Source organism: Streptomyces sp. NPDC044704, assembly GCF_056433525.1.
On sequence record NZ_JBWKGY010000009.1, the window covers coordinates 258467 to 274542 of the forward strand.

General features: G+C 74.1%; 14 protein-coding genes. 5 read left to right on the forward strand and 9 right to left on the reverse strand.

Annotated elements, in window-relative coordinates; all coding sequences use genetic code 11:
- Positions 1 to 25 precede the first annotated feature (25 nt).
- Positions 26 to 1972 carry an exo-alpha-sialidase gene (locus AC07B0_RS23440; RefSeq protein WP_478898849.1) on the forward strand — a complete coding sequence of 649 codons (1947 nt, stop codon included), beginning with the start codon at positions 26 to 28 and terminating at the stop codon, positions 1970 to 1972.
- On the opposite strand, the gene AC07B0_RS23445 is transcribed toward AC07B0_RS23440, so the two are convergent.
- From AC07B0_RS23445 to afsR, 3 genes are all read right to left on the reverse strand, one after another.
- Positions 1973 to 2701: a class I SAM-dependent DNA methyltransferase gene (locus AC07B0_RS23445; RefSeq protein WP_478898850.1), complete on the reverse strand. Its 729-nt coding sequence runs from the start codon at positions 2699 to 2701 to the stop codon at positions 1973 to 1975.
- Between the two features lie 267 nt (positions 2702 to 2968).
- Positions 2969 to 3157 carry a hypothetical protein gene (locus AC07B0_RS23450; protein ID WP_356883100.1) on the reverse strand — a complete coding sequence of 63 codons (189 nt, stop codon included), beginning with the start codon at positions 3155 to 3157 and terminating at the stop codon, positions 2969 to 2971.
- A 183-nt stretch (positions 3158 to 3340) separates the two neighbouring features.
- Complete coding sequence (gene afsR, locus AC07B0_RS23455; protein ID WP_356883098.1) at positions 3341 to 6460, reverse strand: SARP-family global regulator AfsR; 3120 nt, start codon at positions 6458 to 6460, stop codon at positions 3341 to 3343.
- A 132-nt stretch (positions 6461 to 6592) separates the two neighbouring features.
- On the opposite strand from afsR, the gene AC07B0_RS23460 reads away from it, so the two are divergent.
- Positions 6593 to 7819, forward strand: coding sequence for an amidohydrolase family protein (locus tag AC07B0_RS23460; RefSeq protein WP_478898851.1), 1227 nt, complete (start codon positions 6593 to 6595; stop codon positions 7817 to 7819).
- Between the two features lie 288 nt (positions 7820 to 8107).
- Positions 8108 to 8950, forward strand: coding sequence for a trypsin-like serine peptidase (locus AC07B0_RS23465; protein WP_356883094.1), 843 nt, complete (start codon positions 8108 to 8110; stop codon positions 8948 to 8950).
- Positions 8951 to 8988: 38 nt separating this feature from the next.
- Here AC07B0_RS23465 and AC07B0_RS23470 read toward each other — a convergent pair whose 3' ends face one another.
- The 6 genes from AC07B0_RS23470 to AC07B0_RS23495 form a co-directional block, all read right to left on the reverse strand.
- Entirely contained in the window at positions 8989 to 9432 is a 444-nt protein-coding gene (locus AC07B0_RS23470; protein ID WP_478898852.1) for an NUDIX hydrolase, read from the reverse strand.
- 514 nt (positions 9433 to 9946) lie between these two features.
- On the reverse strand, positions 9947 to 10090 hold the full coding sequence (locus AC07B0_RS23475; protein WP_478898870.1) for a hypothetical protein: 144 nt from the start codon (positions 10088 to 10090) through the stop codon (positions 9947 to 9949).
- A gap of 214 nt (positions 10091 to 10304) precedes the next feature.
- On the reverse strand, positions 10305 to 11552 hold the full coding sequence (locus tag AC07B0_RS23480) for an ABC transporter permease (RefSeq protein ID WP_478898853.1): 1248 nt from the start codon (positions 11550 to 11552) through the stop codon (positions 10305 to 10307).
- Between the two features lie 62 nt (positions 11553 to 11614).
- Positions 11615 to 12298 (reverse strand): ABC transporter ATP-binding protein, encoded by a 684-nt coding sequence (locus tag AC07B0_RS23485; protein ID WP_469383411.1) that lies wholly within the window; start codon positions 12296 to 12298, stop codon positions 11615 to 11617.
- A 65-nt stretch (positions 12299 to 12363) separates the two neighbouring features.
- Positions 12364 to 13485 (reverse strand): peptidoglycan-binding protein, encoded by a 1122-nt coding sequence (locus AC07B0_RS23490; RefSeq protein ID WP_469383406.1) that lies wholly within the window; start codon positions 13483 to 13485, stop codon positions 12364 to 12366.
- Positions 13470 to 13973, reverse strand: coding sequence for a hypothetical protein (locus tag AC07B0_RS23495; protein ID WP_356883622.1), 504 nt, complete (start codon positions 13971 to 13973; stop codon positions 13470 to 13472). Before AC07B0_RS23495 ends, AC07B0_RS23490 begins: the two co-directional genes overlap by 16 nt.
- A gap of 90 nt (positions 13974 to 14063) precedes the next feature.
- Here AC07B0_RS23495 and AC07B0_RS23500 point away from each other — a divergent pair, with 90 nt between their 5' ends.
- Together AC07B0_RS23500 and AC07B0_RS23505 are read left to right on the forward strand one after the other, a co-directional pair.
- Positions 14064 to 14729, forward strand: coding sequence for a response regulator transcription factor (locus tag AC07B0_RS23500; protein WP_356883620.1), 666 nt, complete (start codon positions 14064 to 14066; stop codon positions 14727 to 14729).
- On the forward strand, positions 14726 to 16069 hold the full coding sequence (locus tag AC07B0_RS23505; RefSeq protein ID WP_478898854.1) for a sensor histidine kinase: 1344 nt from the start codon (positions 14726 to 14728) through the stop codon (positions 16067 to 16069). Before AC07B0_RS23500 ends, AC07B0_RS23505 begins: the two co-directional genes overlap by 4 nt.
- Positions 16070 to 16076: the final 7 nt, after the last annotated feature.

Consider the following 16076-nt stretch of genomic DNA (forward strand, 5'->3'; position numbering starts at 1 on the left):
CCACCACCCGCGTTAGCCTGCACGGGTGAGCTCGCACCAAACAGCCGTCCGATTCCTCCGGGGGCCCCGGGTCCGGGTCGCGATCGGTGCCGCGGCGGCCGCCGCCGCGGCACTGGCCGTCGCGGCCGCCGTCCTCCTGCCCGGCGCGCCCCCCGGCGCGGACGGCGACGACGGCCCCGCGGCGCAGCGCAGGCCCGGTCTGACCGCCGCCCTCTCCGCGCCCTTCAGCGCCTTCACCGAGGGCTACGACTGCTACCGCATCCCCACCCTCACCACCACCAAGGACGGCCTGCTCCTCGCCATCGCCGAGGCCCGCACCTCCGGCTGCGACGACATCGGCGACATCGACCTCGTCATGAAGCGCTCCTCCGACAACGGCCGCACCTGGGGCCCGATGGAGGTCGTCCGCGGCGCCGGAGACCCCGGCGCCTACGGAAACCCCGTCCCCGTCGTCGACTCCGCCTCCGGCCGGATCTCCCTCCTCCACGCCTACAGCACCTGGGCCCCCGACGCCGCCGGCAACCGCGTCCGCGGCCCCCGCGAACTGCGCCTGGCCCACAGCGGCGACGACGGCGCCACCTGGAGCGGCGAACCCAACCCGCAGCCCCACCTCAAGGGCCCCGACTGGGCGTGGATCTCCGTCGGCCCCGGCCACGGCATCCAGCTCACCCCGACCCGCCCCGACCAGCCCGGCCGCATGGTCGTCAGCGCCGACTACCGCACCGAGTCGAACGAATCCGGCGCCCAGCTCCTCTACAGCGACGACGGCGGCCTCACCTGGCAGCCGGGCGCACGCTGGGGAGCCCCTGAAGGCACGCCCGCCCCCAACGAGCCCGCCCTCACCCAGCTCCCCGACGGCCGGATCTACGTCAACGCCCGCTCCACCGCCACCTGCGGCACCCCCGACCACCGCGTGGCCGCGCTCGTCGACGACGCCGCCGCACCCGGCTTCCCCGCACCCGGCTTCACCCCCGTCACCGGACTCACCGCCCCGCCCGCCTCCGGCTCGCTCCTCCAGCTCCCCGGCGGCCCCCTCCTGCTCTCCGCGCCCAGCCGGCCCGGCGCCGAGTTCTCCGACCGCTGGACCCTCGCCGTACGCACCTCCACGGACCAGGGCCGCACCTGGTCCGCCGGCGGAGCCGTCGTCCTGCGCGAACGGGCCGGCTACTCCGACATGTCCGTCCTGCCGGACGGCCGGATCGGCATGCTCTACGAGACCGCCAACGGCACCCCGCACGGCTACGTCAAGTTCACCTCCTTCACCCCCGAAGCCCTGGCCGCCGCCACCGAAGACCTCACGCCGCGCCGCACCACCGACGCCACCCCCCACCGCAACCACGCCGTCGTCCACGGCGCCCCCCGGCTCGGCAACCGGCCCGACGGCGGCAAGACCATGCGCTTCGACGGCAAGGACGACTTCCTGCGCCTCATCGACTGCCCCGACGAACTACGCCTCGGTGAGGGGGACTTCGCCGTGGCCGCCTGGGTGAAGTACAAGACCCGCGGCCAGGACCGCGAGAGCGGCGCCCGGCAGCCGCTCGTCTGGGGCTACGGCCAGGGATCCGGCACCAAACAGTTCCGCATCGAGACCGACCCGGCGACCGGCCGCCTCGAAGGCACCCTCGACGGCGGGACCGGACCCGTCACCGTCGCCTCCCGGCGCCCCGTGGACGACGACGCCTGGCACCACGTGGTGTTCCAGCGCGAGGGCGGCCGCCTCCAGCTCACCGTCGACGGCGGCGACCCCGCGGTCACCGAACAGCCCCCCGGCCGGCTCGACTTCCGGCCCACCGGCGCCTTCACCATCCACCTCGGCACGCAGCCCGACCAGAAGGCCTTCTACGCGGGCGCACTGGACGACGTACGGATCTACGGGCGGGCCCTGTCCGACAACGACCGGGCGCGGCTGCGCAGCGGCAGCGACGTCACCGACCAGGAGCGGGTCCGGCTCACCTTCGACCGGATCTGGTGATCAGGCGGCGGCCCGCCGGGCCAGGACCAGGCGCCAGCGCGGGCTGCCGTCGGGCCGCCGCCCGAAGTGCTCCAGCGGGACCGTCCCGACCGTGAACCCGGCGGCCGTCAGGTCCGCGCGGACCGGGCCGAGCGGGAACGTGCGGTAGTACATGACGAACGGCGGCCGCCACACGGCATTGCGCACGCGCATCGCCGCGTCGAAGCCCGCGACCGCCCACCACACCGGTGACGTGGGCGGGACCGGGGCGCCGACCGGGAAGGCGAAGACACCGCCGGGGCGCAGGGCGCGGTGCACGCCGGAGAAGAGGGCGGGCCGCTCGGAGGGGAGGAAGTGCCCGAACGCGCCGAAGCTGACCGCCAGGTCGTAGGAGCCGGTCAGGGACGGCGGGAGCGCCAGCGCGTCGGCCCGTACGAGGTCCACCCCGTCGGGGTGTTCCCGCGCGGCCTCGGCCAGCATGCCCGCGCTGAGGTCCACGCCGGTGACCCGGTCCCGGCAGAGGCGGCGCAGCATCGGCAGGCCGGCGCCGGTGCCGCAGCAGACGTCCAGCCCGGAGCCGAAGGAGCCCTCGTGCTGGGCCAGGGCCTCCTCGACGGCGTCGAGCATCCGGTCGGGCGTGCGGAAGGGGGTGTGGTCGAACTTGGGCGCGAGGAGGTCGTAGCCGCGCTCGACGGAGGAGAGGGCCTGGACGGCCAGCTCGCCCAGGCTCGGGCCCTGTGAGGTGAACACGCCCCCAGCCTAGTGTCCGGCCCCCGCGTCCGGCCCCGCTGTCCGGCCCCGCTGTCCGGCCCCTGCCATCCGGCCCCTGGTATCCGTCCCCGCTGTCCGGACGTGGGCGTGCGGCGGCCGCGGTGGTCCCCCTCCTGGCCACCGCGGCCGCCGTTCCCCCGTGGGGAGCCCCCGTACGTTTCCCCCGTACGCTCCCCGTGCTGTCCCCCGTACGTACGTTCCCCCGTACGTCGTGCTGTCGTGCCGTCGTGCGGTCGTGCGGTCGGGCTACGGGCGCGGGCCGGACGCGTGGTTGTCCAGCGTCACGATGTCCTCGCCCGCGGTCTGCCCGGCCTGCGCCGGGTCGGCCGGCGGTTCCACCGGCGGAACCGGCGGCTTGATCTCGGTGCCGGACGCGTGGTTGTCGAGCGGTCTGATGTCACCTTCGAGCGGCGACGTGTTCTCGTTCGTCGTCATCGGGTCTCCTGATGGTGGGTCGGGCCCGTTCGGCGATTCCCCCGTGGCCGCCGAACGGGTGGTCCTCCAACGTCGACCCGGGTGCCCCCCGACGCTCCGGGTCGATGCACCTATCGTGCCGCGCGGCGATAAACGAACGATGAACGCGCCGTCCATCCGGACGAAGGCCCCGCTCAGCGCCGTTCAGGCGGCGATCTCGGACGCCAGCAACGTCCGTACTTCGGCCAGTTCGGCGGAACCCAGCTGGGCGAACACGGTCTCCGCGTCCCGCCAGCACGCCCGCGCCCGGTCCGCCTGGCCCAGGGACCGCAGCGCCTTGCCCAGCACGGTCAGCACCGTCGCCCGCCGCCACTCCCCGCCGATCCCGCGCAGCGCGATCGCCTGCTCGGCGTGCTTGGCGGCCAGGGTGGGCCGAGCCGCGGCCAGGTGCGCCTCGGCGAGCCGGAAGTGCGTCACGCCCTCCCACAGCGGCTGCCGGTTGTCGTGGAACAGGGACAGCGCCTCGCCCAGCTGCGCCAGCGCCTCGGCCAGCCGTCCCGCCTGGGTGAGCGCGATGCCCAGCGCGTAGCGGCCGTTGGCCAGGCGCAGGGTCAGGCCCATCCGGTCGTAGACCGCGATGCCCCGCTCGGCGAGGTCGATGGCGCTGGGCAGGCGGCCCAGTTCGACGTGGATGCGGGAGAGGTTGCACAGGGCGCTGGCCTCGCCGATGAGGTTCCCGTCGGCGCGGAAGTTCTCGATGGCCTCCAGCAGGTAGCGCTCGCCGTCGGTGTGCCGCCCCTGGTAGAGCGCGATGATCCCGCGGTCGTTGGGAGCCCAGCAGCTCGGCAGCGGGTCCTCGGCCTCGCGGGCCAGGTCCATGGCCTGGCGGGCCTCGTCGTCGGCCTCGGTGAACCGGCCCGCGACCAGGTGGACCATGGTGAGGGTGGTGCGGGCGCGGCCCTCGGCCCGCGGGTCCTTCGCGGCCCGGGCGGCCTCGCGCAGGGTCAGGGCGGACGACTCGTACTGCTTGGAGTTGGCGCCGGACTCGGCGAGGTCCTTGGCCGCCCACAGCAGGTCCACGGCCCGGCGCAGGGCGTCGGTGCGCCCGTCGTCGGTGAGCGCGGCGGACCGTACGGCGGCCTGCCGGACGCAGGCCAGCAGCGGGTCGGCCTCGGCGAACAGCCAGTCCAGGGCGGCCCGGGGCTCGGTCAGGACGAGGCCGGGGTGGCGGGTCGCGGAGAGGTGGGCGGGGAGCCGGTCACCGGGGCGCTCCAGCGCGTACACCCGGGAGGCGGTGGCGAGGTAGAAGTCGAGGAGCCGGTCGAGGGCGGCGTCGCGGCCGCCGGGCGGCTGTTCGTCGCGGTCGGCGCACGCCCGGGCGTAGAGGCGTACGAGATCGTGGAAGCGGTAGCGGCCGGGCGCGGCGGATTCGAGCAGGGAGCAGTCCACTAAGGCCTCCAGGAGGTCCTCGGTGTCGTGCTCGGGCAGGTCGAGGACGGCGGCCGCGGCGCGCAGGGAGATGTCGGGGCCGTCGGCGAGGCCGAGGAGGCGGAAGGCGCGCTGCTGGGCTGGCTCCAGCTGGCCGTAGCCCAGCTCGAAGGTGGCCTTGACGGCGAGGTCGCCGGCCTGGAGCTCGTCGAGGCGGCGGCGTTCGTCGGCGAGTTTGGCGGCGAGGACGGAGACGGTCCAGGTGCGGCGGGCGGCGAGCCGGGAGGCGGCGATGCGGATGGCGAGCGGCAGGAAGCCGCAGGCGCAGACGACGTCGAGGGCGGCCTTGCGTTCGGCGCCCACGCGTTCGGCGCCGACGATCCGGGTGAACAGCTGTAGGGCCTCATCGGGGCTCATCACGTCGAGGTCGACGAGATGGGCCCCGGCGAGGCCCGACATCCGGACCCGGCTGGTGACGAGGGCGGCGCAGCCCCCGGTGCCCGGCAGCAGGGGGCGGACCTGGGCGGCGTCGCGGGCGTTGTCGAGCAGCACGAGGACGCGGCGGCCGTCGAGGAGGGAGCGGTAGAGCGCGGCCCGGTCGGCGGGGGAGTCGGGGATGGAGCTGTCGGGGGTGCCGAGCGCGCGCAGGAAGGAGCCGAGGACGGCTTCGGGCTCGGCGGGGCGGGGCTCGGTGCCCTGGAGGTCGATGTAGAGCTGCCCGTCGGGGAAGTGGGGCCGGGCGGCGTGGGCGACGTGCACGGCGAGGGTGGTCTTGCCGACGCCGCCTATTCCGGCCAGCGCGGACACGGCCATGACCCGGCCCCCGGCCCCGGCCAGGATGTCGCCGAGCTCGCTGACGAAGGGGGTCCGGCCGGTGAAGTCCGGCACGGTGGCGGGCAATTGGGCGGGCCTGACGGGGACGGGCGCGGCGGCCGGTGCCGGGTCCTCGGCGCGGGCGAGCTCGGTGTCGGCGCGCAGGATCCGCTGCTGGAGGTCGGAGAGCTCGGGGCGGGGGTCGACGCCGAGTTCGTCGGCGAGGAGCCGGCGGGTGTCGGCGTACACGGCCAGGGCCTCGGCCTGCCGTCCGCTGCGGTAGAGGGCCAGCATCAGCAGTTCGCGCAGCCGCTCCCGCAGCGGGTGGGCGGCGGTGAGGGCGGTGAGCTCGGAGACGGCCTCGGCGTGGTGTCCGACCTCCAGGTCCAGGTCGAGGCGGGTCTCCAGCAGCTGGAGGCGCCATTCGGCGAGCCGGGTCCGTTCGGTGTCGGCGTGCGGGCCAGGGACCCCGGCGAGGGGTTCGCCGTCCCACAGGTCCAGGGCCCGGGCGAGCAGGGTCCGGGCGAGGGCGCGGTCGCCGGCGCAGCGGGCCCGGTCGGCGTCGGCGGCCAGGGCGCGGGCGACGCACAGGTCGAGGGCCTCGGGGTGGCGCAGGCGGATCGCGTAGCCGCCGGCGTCGGTGACGAGCAGCCCGGGGTCGAGGACCTTGCGCAGGCGGGAGGCGTACGTACGGATGGTGGCGAGGGCCTGCTGCGGGGGGTCCTCGCCCCAGATCGCGTCGATCAGCTCGGGCGCGGTCGCGGTGCGGCCGTCGCGCAGCAGCAGTGCGGTGAGCAGGGCGCGCTGCTGGGGGCTGCCGGAGGGCAGGGCCTCGCCGCCGCGCCAGGCCCGGACGGGGCCGAGTACGGCGAACCGGTTGCCGCCGGGGGCGGGGGCGGGGGCGGTTTCGGGGCGCGCGGCGGGCGCGGACGGGGGCGCGGGTGAGGGTGGGGATGCGGGTGAGGGCATGGGTACCGGTGGGGGCGCGGGGGTGGTGGGTGCGGGGGTTCCGGCCGGGGTGGAGGCCGTCCGGGCTGCCTCGGGGTGGTTCCGCTGGTGCGGGATGGCCGGTATGCCGTCCATCTGTCGTCCCCCCTGCCTTCCGTCGGTTTGAGGGCCAGTCTGCCCTGTCTCGCGCGTACACGTCAGTCCGCCAGGGACCGATCCGCTTCCAACTAGCTGACGGTTCGTCAGATCAGCGCTACGGTGGGAGGCATGGAGACCTTCCCGAAGATCATCTCGGTGGACGACCACACGGTGGAGCCCCCGCACGTCTGGCGGGACAGGCTCCCGTCCAGGTACCGCGACACCGGCCCCCGGATCGTCCGCGCCCCCCTCAAGGAAATGACCTTCCTCGGCGGCAAGTTCGCCCCCGTCATGGGAGCCCCCGGCGACGACGGCCCGATAGGCGACTGGTGGGTGTACGAGGACCTGCACCGGCCGCTCACCCGGCTCGACACCGCCGTCGGGTACGACCGTGACGAGATCAAACTGGAAGTCATCACCTACGAGCAGATGCGCCCCGGGTCCTTCTCGGTTCCCGAACGCCTCGCGGACATGGACGTCAACCACGTCCAGTCGGCGCTGTGCTTCCCGACCTTCCCCCGCTTCTGCGGCCAGACCTTCACCGAGGCCAAGGACCGCGAGCTGGGACTCCTCGGCGTACGGGCCTACAACGACTGGATGGTGGAGGAGTGGTGCGGCCCCGACGCCCGCGGCCGCCTCATCCCCCTCACCCTCATCCCCCTGTGGGACGCCCGCCTCGCCGCCGTCGAAGTCCGCCGCAACGCGGCCCGCGGCGTCCGCGCCGTCGCCTTCTCCGAGATCCCCCCGCACCTGGGCCTCCCGTCGATCCACACCGACGACTGGGACCCTTTCCTGGAGGCGTGCAACGAGACCGGCACGGTCATCGCCATGCACATCGGCTCCTCCTCGCGCATGCCGTCCACCTCGGCGGACGCCCCGCCGGCCGTCGGCTCCACCATCACCTTCGCCAACTGCTGCTTCTCGATGGTCGACTGGCTGATGAGCGGCAAGTTCGAACGCTTCCCCAACCTCAGGATCATGTACGCCGAAGGCCAGATCGGCTGGATCCCCTACATCCTGGAACGCGCCGACGTGGTCTGGGAGGAGAACCGCGGCTGGGGCGGCATCGCCGACAAGGTGCTGCGCCCGCCGTCCGAACTGTTCGCCGAACACGTCTTCGGCTGCTTCTTCGACGACGCGTTCGGCCTGAGGAACCTGGACTCCATCGGAGCCGGGAACGTCCTCTACGAGACCGACTACCCCCACTCGGACTCCACCTGGCCGAAGTCCCGCGAGGTCGGCGAGGCCCAGATGGGCCACCTCGCCCCGGACGTCGTGGACCGCATCGTGCGCGGCAACGCCATCGACCTGCTCGGGCTGACCCCGGACGGGCTGTGGGCGGGGCCGGGGGCTTAGGCCCCGCCCCTTCCGGACCTTGCCGGGGCCGGGTGCGGCGGGGCCCGCGGCGGCGGGCCGCTCCATCGGGGCGGGGTGCGGGGCGGGGTGCGGGGCGGGGGTGCCGGGCCGGGTGCCGGGCGTGCGCGGCGCGGGGGAGCCGGAAGTGCTGGTCAGTGCCGCCGTCACCGGCGGGCGGGCCCCGCCGGAACGGCGGACCGGCGTGAATCGAGCCACCCTACGGATCCGGATCTTGCACCCCGCCCCGCCCACGAGGCATGCTTCGCCGGGGCAAAGCGGGGAGGGATCATGGCGGTGGACAAGCGGTCCGTCATCACGGCGGTTCTGTGTGCCGCGGCGGCGCTGGGCGCCTCCGCGGCGGTGGCCGAGCTGGCGCCGCCACCCGAAGCGGCCGCGCCCGCACGGGCCAAGGCCGCCGCACCCTCGTCCGCTCCCACCGGCCCGTCGCGATCGCAAGCGTCGAAACCGCAGCTGTCGACCCCGCCGCCGACTCCCGTGACGCCCAAGCCCGGCGGGCCCGCCGCCTTCACCGGCGCCCTCTTCACCGGCGGCCTCGACGGCGACCACTTCTGCACCGCGACGGTCGTCCAGAGCCCCGGCAAGAACCTCATCGTCACCGCCGGCCACTGCCTGCTCGCCGGGGTGCAGCGCGACAGCGCGGGCGGCGCCGTCTTCGCACCCGCGTACGCGAACGGCGTTGCCCCGTACGGCACGTGGAAGATCGAGCAGGTCTTCGAGGACGACCGCTGGGCCGAGGACACGGACGACGACTACGACCTCGCCTTCGCCCGCCTCGCCCCCGACGACAAGGGCCGCACGATCGAGGACGTCACCGGCGCAGCCCCCCTGGACACCTCCGGCCGCGCCGGCGAGGAGGTCACGGTGACGGGCTACCCCGCCGACCGCAAGGTCCCCCGCACCTGCACGTCCCTCTCCGTCCGGCTCAGCCCGACGGAACAGCGCTTCGACTGCGCCGACTTCCCGGGCGGCACGAGCGGCAGCGCCTGGATCGGCCGCGACGGCAAGATCATCGGCATTCTGACGGGCGGCGACACCGACGACGTCTCCACGAGCACGGTCCTCGGCGACTACGCGGCCCAGCTCTACGCGAAGGCCACCGCGAAGCGCTGAACCTCCCCGGGCCGGCCCGTGCGGCCCGGCCCGCCCGCCTACGCCAGCAATCCCAGGTGCACCGGCTCCGCCGGGCGGCCGGAGAGCAGGTCCGGCAGGCGCGGCGGCCAGAGCGGTTCGCCGAGCGTGGCCAGCCGCTCCGGGGAGACCCACTGCCAGTGGATGCCGGGGGCTTCGAGCCTGGGTTCGCGCGCGGGGCCGGTGGTGACGTAGATGTGCTCGTGCTGACGGACCGGCACGCCCTGGTGGGTGAAGTCGTGCTCCCACGTGCACAGCAGCCGCTCGGGCTCCAGGTCGGTCCACCCGGTCTCCTCGCGCAGCTCGCGCCGCACGCACTCCTCGGGGGTCTCACCGGGATCGATCCCGCCGCCCGGCGGCAGCCAGTGGATGCCGACTTCGCTGTTGTTCTCCCGGAACAGGAACACCGACCCGCTGGGGGAGAGCACGACAATCCTGGCTGCCTGACGCGGAGTTCTCATCATCTCAGCGTACGACGGCACAGGCGGGCGGGGCAGGGGTGCGGGGCTGGTGGGGGTGGGGGGCTGGTCGGGGTCGGGGGTTGGGCGGTACCCACTCGGTGGGGTCGGGTGTGTGTCGGGGGCTGCCCGTCAGTCCACTGTCCTTCCGTTTCGGTCCGGTCCCTCAAGGGCGCTCACTTCGTTCGCGTCGCTTCGCGATGGCCTTCGGCCACCCTTGACCGACCGGCCCGAAACGAAATGCCAAAGACTGCCGGGAAGCCCCCGAAGGAGGGCAGGGGGGAACTCAAGCCTCAAAGGTTCCGTCAGCGAAGAGGCGAGGGGCCGGGGGTCGCCCGACCGGGCACACGGCCCCCTCGCGGCCCCTTCCGGGACCAGACCGCCGCCTACCCGCCCGAAATGACGACCAGGACGTCCTGGGGAGCGGGCAGGCGCGTCAGATCGCTACGCGCTCCTCTCGGCTTAGCGTCCGACGACCGTCCGGGGCTGGTAAGAGGTCCTGAACGTGTGGAGGGACGCGTCAGCCAGTGGATTCGATGTTGCGGACGGCGGTGGTGAATTCGCGGCCGGAGGCGCCCCGGATGTAGGCGATCTCGATCCAGTGCTCGCGGGCGGGCGAGTCCGAGATGTTCTCACCCTCGACTCCGGAAGCAACATCTCGCACGCGGCGGCGCAGGAGGCGATGCCGGTCGGTCAAGGGTGGCCGAAGGCCATCGCGAAGCGACGCGAACGAAGTGAGCGCCCTTGAGGGACCGGACCGAAACGGAAGGACAGTGGACTGACGGGCAGCCCCCGACACACACCCGACCCCACCGAGTGGGTACCGCCCACCCCCGGCCCCGGCCCGCCGTAGAGGCAGGTTCGGGCCAGGGTTCGGGCTAGGCCGCCTGTAGGGCCAGGGTGGGGGACAGGCGGGCCGCGCGGACGGCTGGGTAGAGGCCGGCCAGGGTGCCTATGCCCAGGGTGGCCGCGAAGCCGCCCGTGACGGCCCAGAGGGGGACCACCCAGGGGAGGTCGCCGGCCCGGGCGTAGACCGCGGTGGCTGCGGCGCCGAGGGCGATGCCCGCGAGTCCGCCGAGGCCGGACAGGAGCAGGGATTCGGTGACGAACTGGATGCGGATCTGCCCCTTCGTGGCGCCGAGGGAGCGGCGCAGGCCGATCTCGTGGCGGCGTTCCAGCACCGAGATGATCATGGTGTTGGCGACGCCGACGCCGCCGACCAGGAGGGCGATCCCGCCCAGGCCGAGCAGGAGGGTGCTGAAGGCACCCTCGGTGGCGGCCTTCGCCTGGAGGGCGGCGGAGGGGTCGGTCACCGACACCGCGCTCGGGGTCTTCGGGTTGGCCGTCTGCGCCATGAGGGCGCGGACCTGCGCGACCCGGTCGTCCGCCGAGCGTTCGTACACCGCCGTCGGGTGGCCGTCGAAGCCCAGCAGTTCCCGCGCCGCCGACCAGCCGACGAGCGCCGAACGCTCGATCTCGGGTGCCAGCGGCACCGGTTCGAGGATGCCGACCACCGTGAAGTAGCGGCCGCCGATGAAGACCTGCTGGCCCGGCTCCGTGATGCCCAGCCGCTGCGCCGAGACGTGCCCGAGGACCACTGACGGGTAGCGGCCGGTGGCGTCGTTGAGCCAGGCGCCCCGGGCCACGCGGGCGCGCAGGGTGCCCAGCAGGTCGTCCTTGGCGGCCTTGACGACGATGCCGCCGGTCTCCGCCTCCGGGATGTTCTCCGTGCGGCGTACGGACTGTGCCACGTCGCCGGTCGTCCCGACCGACCGGACCCCGTCGATCCGGGCGATCATGCCGGGGGCGTCCTCGGGGAGCTTCGTGTCCTGCCCCGAGAACATGGACTGGCCGGGGGTGGCGACCAGCATGTTCGTGCCCAGCTTGTCGAGTTCCCGGAGCAGCTTCGCCTGGCTGGACGAGGAGATCCCGACCACCGCGATCATCGTCGCGATGCCGATCGCGATGCCGAGCGCCGACAGGAACACCCGCATCGGCCGGGAGCGCAGCCCCGCCGACCCGGCGTGCAGCACGTCGCGCGGGGTGAGCCGGGGCGGGGTGAGCCGGCCGGCGCGCCGGCGCGCGCGGGTCCTCGTACCGGGGACGCCCGGTGCGGCCGCTCCCACAGCGTCCCCCGCTCCCACAGCGTCCCCCGACCCCACCGGTTCCCCCGGCCCCACCGGCCCCATCACGCGGCCTCCGTCCCGGACGGGTTCCGCAGGTCGGCCACTATCTCGCCGTCGCGGATGCGGACCTGCCGGGGCAGGCTCGCGGCGATCTCGTTGTCGTGGGTGATCACGGCGATGGTGGCCCCGTCCTCGTTGAGTTCGCGCAGCAGCTCCATCACCGACCGGCCGGACGCCGTGTCCAGGGCGCCGGTCGGTTCGTCGGCCAGCAGCAGGTCGGGCCGGCCGGCGACGGCGCGGGCGATGGCCACGCGCTGCTTCTGCCCGCCGGACAGCTCGTGCGGCCGGTGGTCCGTGCGGTCGCCGAGTCCGACCCGCTCCAGGGCCGCCGCCGCGCGGCGGCCGCGTTCGGCGCGGGAGAGCCCGGAGTAGAGCAGTCCCTCGGCGACGTTCGCCAGGGCGCTCAGGCCCGGCACCAGGTGGAACGACTGGAAGACGAAGCCGACGTGGCGGGAGCGCAGCGCCGACAGGGCGCGGTCGGACAGGGCCGCGATGTCGTGGCCGGCGATGGCGACGCGGCCGGCGGTCGGCCGGTCGAGGGTGCCGACGATGTGCAGCAGGGTGGACTTGCCGGAGCCGGACGGGCCGACGAGGGCGAGGAGTTCACCGTTCATGACGGTCAGGTCGATCCCGCGCAGGGCCGTGACCCCGCCGGGGTATTCCTTGGTCACCCCGGCCAGTTCCACGACGGGGCGGGCGTGGCGGGCGCGTTCGGCGGGGACGGTGTGGAGTTCCGTGGTCTGGTCGGCCGTCACAGCTTCGGGACCCCCACCCGCATGCCCTCCTTGAGGGAGTCGCCGGTCACCTCGACCCGGCCGTTGCCGAACATGCCGAGCTCGACCTTGACGTCGCGGGTCCGGCCGTCCTCGACGACCTGGACGCCGAAGCCTCCGCCGGGCAGCGCCAGGAGCGCGTTGACCGGTACGGACAGGACGCCCTTGCGGGTCTCGCCGGTCAGCCGCACCGACACCGGGGACTGGTCGGGGCCCTTGACGTCGCCGGGGCTGTCGAAGACGACGCTGACCTCGACCTTCGCCTTCTTGTCGCCGCCTCCGCCACCACCGCCCCCGCCTCCGGAGCCGCCGTTCGGGTCGTCCTGGCCGGCCGTGCCGCCCACCGCGTCGATCTTCCCGGTGGCGCTGCCGCCGCCGGGCAGCCGTACGGTCACCTGGTCGCCGGTCCGCGCCGCGTCCGCCTTCGCCGCGTCCAGCTGGAAGCGGGCGATGCGTTCGGTGCCGGTGACGGTCAGCACCGGCTTGCCCGGCCCCGGCTCGTCACCGACGGCCGAGTCGTTCCGTTTGACCCGCTGCGGTCCGGTGGCGAAGGCGATGTCCTCCTTCGCGACCTCGCCCGTCTCCTGCGCCTTGTGGGCCTTCTGCCAGCGCTTCACCGCAGCCGTCGTCCCAGCGGTGAAAGTGCCGTCCGAGGTGTCGAGACCGGTCCCGTAGCCGAGGGCCACCAGGTTCCGCTTCAGCTGTTTGACGTCCTCGCCCTTGTCGCCGGCCTTCAGCGGCCGGTACATGGGCACGGCCCCGTACATCAGCCGCACCGGCTTCCCGTTGACCTCGTACAGCTTTCCGTCCCGCTCGACCGCCGCGCCCTCGGAGGCGGTCCAGGTGAGGACCCCCGGGCCCGGCGCGGCCAGCTTGCGTTCCTGCGCGTAGCCGAGGGTGCCCTCCACCTGGAGGCCCGCGCTGAGGTCGCCGCGCTGCACCGGTGCCGTCGCCGGGGGCATGCCGTCGGTGCGCTCCTGCCGGTCGCCGTCCCGCGGGGGCCGGTCGAGGACGGCGTAGCCGCCGCCCGAGACGGCCAGGACGGCCACCAGGGTGCCCGTCAGCCACGTGCCGCGGCGGGCCATCAGGCCGCTTCGCACTTCTTCTGGGCCTCCTCGAAGGCCTTCTCCTGCCCCTGGGGAACCTCGATGCCGCTCTTCATGCCGCCGTGGTACTCGGGGTCCTTGAGGTCCACGCCGTTCTTGCGCATGCACTGGACCCAGCGCAGTTCCTTGTCCTTCTGCTCCTGCGTCGGCTCCTCGCCGGAGCCGGGGGTGCGCATGCCGCAGGCCTTCATGGCCTCTTCCATCTTCTGCGGATCGGCGCCGCCGCCGACGGTCATCCCGTTCGGGTTCTGGCCGGGCTTGGGGTCGGGCGCGTCTATGCCGTGCTCGCGCAGGCACTGGCGCATCTTCACGGCCGCGTCCGCGTCGGCGCCGCCGTTGCCGCCGCCGCTCGCGGAGCCGCCCGTGGCCCCGTCCTTCTTCCCGTCGCTCCCGTCGGACGCGCCGCTGTTCGTGCACGCGGTGACGAAGAGGGTCAGGCCGGTCAGGACGGCGGCCGTGGTCATGGTCAGGGATCGCTTCATGGGCCCGAGCGTGCGGGAAACCGGGATTTCGCTTCTCTCTCGCAGTCCGCTTACAACGGCGAAATGCGGTCCTCCTGTAGAGAGGACGGCATGCGAGTTCTGGTGGTGGAGGACGAGGAGTTCCTCCGGGAGATGATCGCCGAGGGCCTGCGCCGCGACGCGCTGGCCGTCGACGAGGCCGGCGACGGGCTGGAGGCGCTGCGCCGCCTGCGGCTGGGGGAGTACGACGTCCTCGTACTCGACCGCGACCTGCCCGGCCTGCACGGCGACGAGGTGTGCCGCCAGGTGGTGCGCGAGCGGCTGCTGACCCGGGTGCTCATGCTCACCGCCTCCGGGACCGTCCGCGACCGGGTGGAGGGCCTGGGCCTGGGCGCCGACGACTACCTCACCAAGCCGTTCGCCTACGACGAGCTCCTCGCCCGCGTCCTGGCGCTCGGCCGGCGCGCGCACCCGGCGCTGCCGCCCGTACTGGAACGCGCCGGGATCGCCCTCGACACGGCACGCCGCTCCGCGACCCGCGACGGCCACCGCCTGGCCCTCTCGCGCAAGGAGTTCGCCGTGCTGGAGGCGCTGCTGCGCGCCGGGGGCGCGGTGCTGAGCAGCGACGACCTGATCGAGCAGGTGTGGGAGGAGGGCACCGGCTACAGCACCAACGCCGTCCGGGTCACCCTCAGCAAGCTGCGCGCCAAGCTGGGCGAGCCGCCGCTGATCGAGACCGTCCCGGGCGCGGGCTACCGGATCACCGGTCCACGATGAGAGCGGTGCTCCATTCCGAGCGCGCCCGTCTCACCGCGCTCTACGGCGCGCTGCTGCTCCTGGCGGGCGGCGGTCTGGTCGCGCTGGTCAACGTCCTGCTGCGCAAGGGCCTCGGCACGCGGGTCAGCGGGGCGGTCACGACCGTGATGCCCGGGATGCGGATCGACGACGGGGAGGTGGCTCCGGGCCAGAAGGTCTTCGTACCGGCCCAGAAGCTGCCGCCCGGCGTGGCCCCGACCGACGAGCAGCTCGCGCAGTGGGCGGTCACCAAGAACCTGTCCCAGGCCGTCGAGCGGGCGGCACTGCACGAGCTGACGCTGGTGTCCCTCATCGCCCTGGCCCTGTTCGCGGTGCTGTCGGTGTGGCTGGCCTGGTGGATGGCGGGCCGCGTCCTGCGCCCGGTCGGGGTGATCACCGAGAAGGCGCGCCGGCTGTCGGGGGCCAACCTGCACGAGCGGATCGGGCTCGAGGCCCCGCCCGGTGAGCTGAAGCGGCTGGCCGACACCTTCGACGGGATGCTCGACCGGATGGAGGGCCTGGTCGCGGCGCAGCGCCGGTTCGCCGCGAACGCCGCGCACGAGCTGCGGACGCCCGTCGCGGTGCAGCGGGCGGCCGCCGAGATCGGGCTGGCGGGGGATCCGGAGCCGCAGAAGGTGGCGCGGATCCGGGAGCGGCTGATCGCGGTGGCCGATTCCAGCGAGCACCTCATCGAGTCACTGCTGCTGCTGGCGGTCTCCGAGGAGGGCCTGGAGTCGGCGGAGCCGGTGGACCTGACGGCGCTGACGGCGGCGGAACTGACGGCTGCCCTCCCGGAGGGCGCCACTCCGCCGGCGGGCCATTCCGCTGCCGATCCGACCGGCCACCCCGCCGCCGATCCGGCCGCCCACCCCGGCGCCCCGCCCGGAGCCGGCTCCGGCGCCCCGTCCGGCCTGACCGTCGTACGGGACCTCGCGCCGCTCACGGTGAGCGGTGACGGGACCCTGCTGGGCCATCTGGTCCGCAACCTGCTCGCCAATGCCGTACGTCACAACCGTGCGGGCGGCCGGGTGTCCGTGGCGACCTCCGCCGACGGGGTGCTGACGGTGTCCAACACCGGCCCGGCGATCGCGCCCGCGGACGTCCCGCGCCTCCTGGAGCCGTTCCGCCGTCGGGCGGAACGCCGCCACACGGCAGGTGAGGGCGCCGGCCTGGGTCTGTCGATCGTCGCCTCGATCGCGCGGGCGCACGGTGCGGAGCTGCTCGCCGAGGCCAATCCGGCGCCGGACGGCGGGCTGACGGTACGGGTCCGCTTTCCGGCGGCACCGGGGCCCGGGAGGGCGGGCGTTCGGCGGGACCGATGATCACCTG

Bases quoted from the DNA above. Each gene is read 5' to 3' on its own strand.
- afsR (WP_356883098.1), bottom strand. From the start codon at position 6,460: ATGGACGGCATACCGGCCATCCCGCACCAGCGGAACCACCCCGAGGCA.
- AC07B0_RS23460 (WP_478898851.1), top strand. From the start codon at position 6,593: ATGGAGACCTTCCCGAAGATCATCTCGGTGGACGACCACACGGTGGAG.
- AC07B0_RS23450 (WP_356883100.1), bottom strand. From the start codon at position 3,157: ATGACGACGAACGAGAACACGTCGCCGCTCGAAGGTGACATCAGACCG.
- AC07B0_RS23495 (WP_356883622.1), bottom strand. From the start codon at position 13,973: ATGAAGCGATCCCTGACCATGACCACGGCCGCCGTCCTGACCGGCCTG.
- AC07B0_RS23465 (WP_356883094.1), top strand. From the start codon at position 8,108: ATGGCGGTGGACAAGCGGTCCGTCATCACGGCGGTTCTGTGTGCCGCG.
- AC07B0_RS23505 (WP_478898854.1), top strand. From the start codon at position 14,726: ATGAGAGCGGTGCTCCATTCCGAGCGCGCCCGTCTCACCGCGCTCTAC.
- AC07B0_RS23470 (WP_478898852.1), bottom strand. From the start codon at position 9,432: ATGATGAGAACTCCGCGTCAGGCAGCCAGGATTGTCGTGCTCTCCCCC.
- AC07B0_RS23500 (WP_356883620.1), top strand. From the start codon at position 14,064: ATGCGAGTTCTGGTGGTGGAGGACGAGGAGTTCCTCCGGGAGATGATC.